Origin of the sequence: Amazonocrinis nigriterrae CENA67 (assembly GCF_016056305.1) — a bacterium.
GTDB classification, from domain to species: Bacteria; Cyanobacteriota; Cyanobacteriia; order Cyanobacteriales; family Nostocaceae; genus Amazonocrinis; species Amazonocrinis nigriterrae.
The window spans coordinates 19,273-27,363 of the sequence record NZ_JAECZC010000075.1 but is presented as its reverse complement, the minus strand read 5'-3'; the positions used below and the strand labels follow the sequence as shown (position 1 = coordinate 27,363).

The 8,091-nt window shown below is 41.3% G+C and carries 6 protein-coding genes; 4 read left to right on the top strand and 2 right to left on the bottom strand.

What is annotated here, in order from left to right; genetic code table 11:
* Positions 1 to 1,415: FAD-dependent oxidoreductase (locus I8748_RS27325; RefSeq protein ID WP_198127657.1), on the top strand; the 1,415-nt coding region annotated here is incomplete at its 5' end.
* 117 nt (positions 1,416 to 1,532) lie between these two features.
* Here I8748_RS27325 and I8748_RS27320 read toward each other — a convergent pair.
* Entirely contained in the window at positions 1,533 to 2,426 is an 894-nt protein-coding gene (locus I8748_RS27320; protein WP_198127656.1) for a ferritin-like domain-containing protein, read from the bottom strand.
* Between the two features lie 334 nt (positions 2,427 to 2,760).
* Between I8748_RS27320 and I8748_RS27315 the strand changes: the two genes are divergently transcribed.
* On the top strand, positions 2,761 to 2,961 hold the full coding sequence (locus I8748_RS27315) for a hypothetical protein (RefSeq protein WP_096557168.1): 201 nt from the start codon (positions 2,761 to 2,763) through the stop codon (positions 2,959 to 2,961).
* A gap of 275 nt (positions 2,962 to 3,236) precedes the next feature.
* Here I8748_RS27315 and glnA read toward each other — a convergent pair whose 3' ends face one another.
* Positions 3,237 to 4,652 (bottom strand): type I glutamate--ammonia ligase, encoded by a 1,416-nt coding sequence (glnA, locus tag I8748_RS27310; protein ID WP_198127655.1) that lies wholly within the window; start codon positions 4,650 to 4,652, stop codon positions 3,237 to 3,239.
* A gap of 358 nt (positions 4,653 to 5,010) precedes the next feature.
* Here glnA and apcB point away from each other — a divergent pair, with 358 nt between their 5' ends.
* Together apcB and I8748_RS27300 are read left to right on the top strand one after the other, a co-directional pair.
* Entirely contained in the window at positions 5,011 to 5,520 is a 510-nt protein-coding gene (gene apcB / locus I8748_RS27305) for an allophycocyanin subunit beta (protein WP_198127654.1), read from the top strand.
* 962 nt (positions 5,521 to 6,482) lie between these two features.
* Positions 6,483 to 8,057, top strand: coding sequence for a mechanosensitive ion channel family protein (locus I8748_RS27300; RefSeq protein ID WP_198127653.1), 1,575 nt, complete (start codon positions 6,483 to 6,485; stop codon positions 8,055 to 8,057).
* Positions 8,058 to 8,091: the final 34 nt, after the last annotated feature.

Genomic DNA, 8,091 nt, shown 5'->3' with positions numbered 1-8,091 from the left:
GCTCACTGTGGTCTATTCATCTGAAAACTGCTGTAAAACAAGAAAATTGTCTGACTGGCGTTCGCTTTGCTGATTTTACTGTCGAAGCCAAGATGATTCTGGATGGCACAGAATTAGGAGATTTATTGGCTTTGGCAGAAATACCTTACCGCTGGGGTTGGGAATTGCAATCTGAATGGGGAGAACCCAGCGCACCAGTTGCTTTTAATTCTGTTACAGATAGATATCCAGTGCAAGCACCCACTTGGGTGGTAATTATGCAAGATTTTGGTGAAGCGATCGCGCCAAAAATTCCTGCTGCTCCCAATTACAATTCATCGCTGTTTGTCGGTGCTTGGGATAATTATGGGGCAGAGCAGTTTTTGAACTATGGACGCTTAAGCGAAAATCTATTCATGATTAATTGGCCCATCTGTGGTAATGACTACGCTGAAGGAGTAGGGCGATTAATAGAATCAGAGAAAGCCAAAGCTGAGTTTCTGCAAGAATGTCGCTGGTATAGTCAAAATTTTGCCCATTTTATTCAAAATCAACTGGGTCGTCGCTATGGCTTGGCTGAGGGTGTTTTTCCCTTTGCTCCTACTGCTTTTGCACTGCATCCTTACTACCGCGAAAGTCGCCGTCTAGTTGGACTAACCACCGTCCGAGAACAGGATATTTTACCAGTGGCGGGGGGTAAGGTGGCATCTATTTATTCAGATACAATTGCTATTGGTAATTACGCCAATGACCACCATTATCCTGGCTTCAATTTGCCATTGCAACCTAAATCTATCCGCTGGGGTGGACGCTGGACTGGGACTCCTTTCACTATTCCCTACCGCTGTTTGATTCCAGCGACAACAGATAATTTATTGGTTTGTGAAAAAAATATTTCTGTCTCCCACATTGCTAATGGCGCGACTAGATTGCAACCTGTGGTGATGGGTATTGGTCAAGCGGCGGGAATGGCGGCGGGTATGTGTGTGGAGTTGGGTATTCAGCCTAGAGATTTACCTGTCAGAGCGCTACAAGAAGCTTTATTGCAAGATTTGACATCGCCTGCGGCAATTGTACCTTTATTTAATTTAGATTTACTACCCAATCAGCCCCAATGGCTGGACTGGCAACTTTATTATTTAGATAACCCAGAAGCTTATCCACCCAGTGGCTATTTTCCAGGTGATTATTTACATAAGTACTATGACTCTGATAGTGATGTTTTTACAGGCATTTTTCAACGTCTAAATCAGCAGGATTACAAATTCACGATCGCAACACCAGCCGCCTATCAAGGACAAGTTTGGCAGCTTGTGACTTTGCGATCGCACATAAACCATCGCCTAGAAGCTGCTGTTGATGGGCAACTGCTCACTGTTCGAGGTCGGCTGAATTATTCTGGTAATTGGTTATTAGTTGAAGAGATTAGCAACTGAAGTACTTATTTTTATTGTCTTTGTGGTTCATCAAATTGATTTTTGAACCACAAAGACACCAAGACACAAAGAAGATTTTATATCTGACTTCCCTAATTACGAATTACGAATTACGAATTACGAATTAGCTGTGTTGGTCTTTTGGCCCTGGATACCGTTGAGGAATATTGGCACAAACTTCTCTATAAATGTCTGTGGGTCACGTTGCCAAGCTTTCTGTGCAGCTTGAATTCTAGTAAACTGCAATTCTGGTGCTAGCAAGGTTTGCGGTAAGCGTTCCATTAAGTACTTGGGACGTTCCCAAACTGGCATTGTGTTTGCTATTTCTACTAAGTTACTAACTCGCCGCAGTTCTGCACCTGCTGTGAAATCTACTCCTGCTTCAAATGCCGCCTGTTCGATTGCACCATATTTTTGCTTGGCTTGCTCTACTTTTTGCCGATGTTCTGGACTCTTATCTGCTATTTGTGCTAACCAGCGGGTACTCCAGCGGACGTGTCCTGCTTCTTCTGGCAGAATTTTTTCCAGAGTTTCACGTATTTTAATGTTTTCTTCAGTTTGTGGCGCTTGTTTGAGGGCGTAAATGTGGGCTGAAAAGTACTCACAACCGCGTTTTTCGCCGATGTTCATTGCTGCGAGGAGAGCAATTAAACCGTCCTCTAGGTTAGTTTTTGGGTCGTAGCTATTTTTGTCAACTAGCCGATCAAATTCATCAATATAAGAAATTCCAGGGGGGGTTCCTAGATCACCTCCAAGGTCGATGAGCAAATCAGTCAACCACATAGCATGACGAGCTTCATCGGCAATGTGACGGGATAAATCCTGTATGAGTTCTCGTGGTTGTCTGTCGAGTTTTTCAATTACTTCTGTCAAGTCTTTGCAACTGCGTTGTTCACTGTAGCGGTAGCGGTTGAGGGTAATTAGATGAAGTTCGCGATCGCTGATGACATGTTTCATCATATCTCTCGCGCCCAAACTATTCTGAAATTTACGTGGATAAATAACTGTCATAATTTTTATTCAGTCAAGTTAAGTAATTTACTTAGTTAACTTAGATTTTTACAAATGGTGTATTCGTACCATCCAAGTTTGAAGAAACATAACCTGCAAGTTTATGCCTTGTATAGGGTTATCTGAATCAACGAAGAGATTTATGCAATGAGCGCAAATCTTTTTACATTTATTAACTTTAATACCAGCTTTTTTGGTATCAAGGATGAGTGAATGTAAAATTTTGTAACCAAAATAGTATTTTGTAACTTTAGCTACAGATTTTTGCTAATATAGTCATAGAAAAGATAGCTAGCTAAAGATATATAACTAAAAACAGTAGGAGGGCTGTGTTATGTCTATTGAAGAAAAATCTCGTGCGTTAATGGTACGTCAATATCACCAAGTGAAAAATCGTCAGCAATCAATGATGATGCGTGCTGCACAAGAACTCGGTCTTCCTGAAGAAGCATCACATTACTGGAACCCGATTCAAGGGAAAATAGATCCTACTACACGGATGATTTATGGCAGTAGTCATGTCGCTATGAGTTAGGCATGAAAGTATAGTAGGGAACTGAGATTTTTCACTGTACCCTTACTAGACTGAATAAAAAAGCCACCCTGTAAGGTGGCTAAATTTATACTCTTAGATACAGCTATTAATTTGGAGCATTCCAATTTTGCAACAATGCTGGATGGCTAGGACTCCTGGCTACAATTGCAAAGTCTGCCTATTCTTCACAAACCTGAAGGTTAGGCGGATTTTTTTGTGTAGCGCGAGACTCTAGCCTGAGAGGCAATTTACACATTTGGAATACTCCCTATTAATTAAGCATCGTAATACAGGTAAAATTCGTAGGGATGAGGACGTAGCTGCAAAGGCTTGACTTCATTAGCTAGCTTATAGTCAATCCAATTTTCAATGAAGTCTTCTGTGAATACGCCTGATTCTGTCAAGAAAGCGTGATCCTTTTCTAGTGCTTCTAATGCCAGTTCCAGAGAACCCGGAGTGGAAGGAACTTTTGCCAGTTCTTCTGGAGAAAGTTCATAGATATTCTTATCCAGGGGTTCACCAGGATGAATTTTGTTCTTAATGCCATCGATACCAGCACAAAGCATGGCAGCAAATGCCAAGTAAGGGTTAGAAGTTGCATCTGGACAACGGAACTCTAAGCGCTTAGCTTTGGGGTTATCGCCAGACAGAGGAATACGGATAGAAGCAGAACGGTTACCTTGGGAGTAAGCTAAGTTCACTGGTGCTTCATAACCAGGCACTAGCCGCTTGTAAGAGTTGGTACTGGGATTAGTGATTCCTAATAGCGCTGGTGCATGTTTGAGCAGACCGCCAATATAATACAATGCTGTTTCACTCAAACCAGCATACTGATTGCCTGCAAACAGAGGTTGTCCATCTTTCCAGATTGACTGGTGAGTGTGCATCCCGGAACCGTTATCACCAAACAATGGCTTGGGCATGAAGGTAACGGTTTTACCGTATTTCCAAGCTACGTTCTTGATCACGTATTTGTAAATTAGCAGCCAGTCTGCTGCTTCAATTAACTTACCGAAGCGGAAACCCAATTCGCACTGACCGCCTGTGGCTACTTCGTGATGGTGCTTTTCAATGGGGACACCTAGTTTTGCCATTGTCAACAGCATCTCTGTACGAATATCTTGAAGAGAATCTGTTGGTGCAACTGGGAAGTAACCCTCTTTGAAGCGTGGTTTGTAACCCAGGTTGGGGCCTTCATCTTTACCGGAATTCCAACGACCTTCTATGGAGTCTACATGGTAGTAACCTTCGTTGGCGGTTTGGTCAAAGCGAACGTTATCAAAGATGAAAAATTCAGCTTCAGGGCCAAAGAAAGCTGTGTCACCGATACCAGTGGAAACTAAGTAGTCTACTGCTTTTTGAGCAATAACCCTTGGGCAACGGTTGTACCATTCACCTGTACGTGGTTCCTTAATGCTACAAAGTATACTTAAGGTTGGTACTTCCATGAACGGATCGATCCAGGCAGTGTTGGGATCGAGTACCATCGTCATGTCCGATTCGTTGATGGCTTTCCAACCCCGGATGCTGGAACCGTCAAAAGGCACGCCATCAGTGAATGCACTCTCATCGATTTGGTTGTGGTACAGAGTCAGGTGCTGCCAAGTTCCTGGTATATCGATGAATTTCAGATCAATCAGCTCAATTTTTTCATCTTGAATTTTTTTCAAGATTTCTTGTGGGGTTGTCATTGTTACTCCTTCTCTACCAATTTCCTAAAGTAATACTAGAATCTGCCAAAGCATTCTAACCCTGTTGATCTGAACTCAGTCGTGACACACCTGAAATATCGTAAATACTAGACATTAAGGAATTTTGTAGCCCTTGTTACAGATTATCTGGATTACAGGTTATATTAACCTTTTCCTGGTCATCTGTACAAAACAGTAAAGTTCATCTCATAGGGGGCCAACTTTGGCATAGAATCCTTAAGTAGCGGATGATTGTTTTTGTGCCGAATCTATTTTAAATAGCACAAAAATTTATTGGTGCGTAAGTGCAACCAAATTAATATCAAACCATAGATAGCAACGATTGGGAGAAGAAGGAATGCGCGATGCAGTCACAAGCTTAATTAAGAATTATGACGTGGCAGGACGGTATTTTGATCGGAATGCGATCGACAGTCTGAAATCATATTTTGATAGTGGTACAGCCCGTGTGCAAGCGGCGGCGGCAATTAACTCTAATGCAGCCGGACTCGTTAAGCAGGCTGGTTTGAAGTTGTTTGATGAATTGCCAGAATTGATTCGTCCTGGTGGAAATGCTTATACGACTCGTCGTTATGCAGCTTGTCTACGGGATATGGACTACTACTTGCGCTATGCTACCTATGCTTTGGTTGCTGGCAATACGAATGTGTTAGATGAGCGAGTGTTGCAAGGACTGCGGGAAACTTATAATTCTCTAGCAGTACCCATTGGCCCAACCGTTCGCGGTATCCAAATCCTCAAGGAACTAGTGAAGGAACAAGTTGCAGCTGCGGGTGTGTCTAACACTAGCTTTGTGGATGAACCGTTTGATCATATTACTCGTGATTTAAGCGAACAGGATATTTAGTATCACAAAGCGATGATTGTTGACTGATGACTGTTGACTAAACTCATCAGTGTATGTTAAGCGTGTTCCCTTTGTGAGGACGCTTGAAAGTCAGTTTAGGCATCTGTTAACTTTTGTAATTGTTTGATCATTGTATTTGTCTCCCTACAGGGAGGTTGATAAAGCGATCGCTTTTTGGTAGTCCTGAAAGCGATCGCTATTTTTATTGCAGATGCTGTAGTTCAAACCTGCATCATACCATTTTGGATTTGAAATTTAAGATTTTAGCGCAGCTCAGCCCAATCTTCTCCCAAGGGTAGACACTATGCTTTCCCAGCCTCACTTGAAGGAATTGTGAGAGAGGTACTATTTGAAGCTGTTAAATGCTGTATCTTCAAAAGTCAAAAAATAAAACCAAATGCTAGTAATAATTGTGACTTTTTGAGTTACACAAATCAATTTTGTAACAGCTTATTTTCTGATACGATAATAACAATAACTAAGTAATAGTAATGTTACCGAAAACTACTTGCTTGATCAAGCATACAGATGTATTATAAAATATGATCTTTAACAAAAGTCTCAAAATACATAAATAAGGCTTACGCGCATTGTCATCAATTTTTAGTTGAAGCTGTCAATAGTCAATAGTTTAAAAAAGCTTGATTTTTGAACGCCAGTCGCGCGGCTGTCGGGTAACCATGCGCGGCAGCCCAGTCATGAGGGGAACCCCCAAGACCGGGCTGCCGACGCTCCTACGTCGCTAACGCTACGCTAACACCACGGCGCTGGCTCCTATTGACTGTGGACTGTTGACAATTCTAATCTTTATTTAATGTGCCAGTTGTGTAAGTCCTGATAAATTTAGTACAGCAAAGAGAGCGTTGTTTTGATGAGTGTGTAAGTATTGATTTCAAACTGTTTTGTTACTTTATCAAGTTTTAAAACTTAACTTATTAATTCTTTAATTTTTATGCTGGCATATGAATCTATTAATTATTTTGGTTGAAGTCAGCCTTGTAATCTTCATTTTTCTATTACTAAATTGGCTGTTGGGAAAATCTATCAAGTTATTGAATAAAGTAGCGATATTCAGAACTGAAGAAAGAACTGTCAGAACCCTGCGCCGGAACATTACAGGGATATTACTACTTGCTTGTTTGCTGGTGTGCATTTTGATTGTTGGTGTTAATGGTTTTCTGATCTATCGTGGCGAAAACCTCCAACAATATACACTCATGTGGATAGACCGTATTCCATCGGGATTCTGGCAAAAACTATCACTTGGCATAGCTCAAAGTGTTGGAACTTTGATAGCAGTGGCACTAGTACTGAAATTCGTGGACTATGGACTCAAAATTCTTAACATACGTGCTAAGAACTTAGAAAAAAACACAGCCGACGATGAAAGTATAGATGCTTTTTTTAGAGACTTAAATCAAAGAATCAGCACTGGAATGTGGCTGTGGGCTGCTATCTCCTGTACCCAGTTTCTCAGCTTTCCCGCAGTGGTTGGACAATATCTGTACATCCTACTGCGGATCTATTTGATCATAGCCGTCGGATTACTCATACTCAAAGCAGTTGAGGCGATAGTTGATAGCCTAGATGCTCTAAGTATAAGATACTCCAGCCCTGACAACCTCCTGAGATTCTACGATCGCCTCCGACACCTGATACCCTTTTTGAAGCGGTGTTTGGAATTCGTAATTTATGTCTGCATGGCAACATTAGTAGTCCAGCAAGTGCAGTTAATTGCTAATATTGCCAATTTGGGGCCGCGAATTATCAAAATTATTGGCATTATCTTCATCAGTCGTGTGCTGTTTGAGGTTGTCTACTTGTTTGTAGAAGAGATACTCTTTAAAGAGCGGAATCTGACAGATGCTCAAAGAAGCAGGCGCCTGACACTTGTTCCTCTTTTTCGGAGTTTCTTACAATACTCAATTTATTTTACTGCGACAGTTTCCATCCTTTATACTTTAGACATCGATCCCACTCCCATACTTGCTGGTGCTGGAATTTTGGGGATAGCTGTAGGTTTTGGGGCACAGACACTAATCAACGATATCGTCTGTGGCTTCTTTATTTTATTTGAAAACTATTATTTAGTAGGTGACTATATCCAAGCGGGAAAATCTGAAGATAAAGTTGTAGAAGGTATTGTCGAGGCAATTGAACTTAGAACTACTAGAATCAGACATCCTAATGGGCAATTGCAGATTATTCGCAATGGCGATATTGGCTCAATTACCAATTACTCAAAACAGTATATCTATGCTGTAGTGGAAGTGGGCGTGCCTTTTGATGCCAACTTGGCTGATGTGTACAAATTAATTGAAGAAGTCGGACAGCAATTAAAAGCAAATGATTCAGATGTACTTGAAGCCACACAAGTAGATGGAGTAGAAAGCATAGGTGAGTCTAACTTGTTGCTGCGGACATTGACAAAGGTAAAACCAGGAAAGCATCTTCAAATTCAGCGGGTTCTGCGTAAGATTTTTACAGATATCTTAATCCGCGAAGGAATTACAATTCCTACTAGTGCTGAGGGTTAATATAGTGAAATTTGGGTGGTAGGTGTTTTTTCCA

Excerpts from the sequence above, each read along its gene's own strand:
- I8748_RS27320 (WP_198127656.1), bottom strand. The coding sequence starts at position 2,426 with ATGACAGTTATTTATCCACGTAAATTTCAGAATAGTTTGGGCGCGAGA.
- I8748_RS27315 (WP_096557168.1), top strand. The coding sequence starts at position 2,761 with ATGTCTATTGAAGAAAAATCTCGTGCGTTAATGGTACGTCAATATCAC.
- glnA (WP_198127655.1), bottom strand. The coding sequence starts at position 4,652 with ATGACAACCCCACAAGAAATCTTGAAAAAAATTCAAGATGAAAAAATT.
- apcB (WP_198127654.1), top strand. The coding sequence starts at position 5,011 with ATGCGCGATGCAGTCACAAGCTTAATTAAGAATTATGACGTGGCAGGA.
- I8748_RS27300 (WP_198127653.1), top strand. The coding sequence starts at position 6,483 with ATGAATCTATTAATTATTTTGGTTGAAGTCAGCCTTGTAATCTTCATT.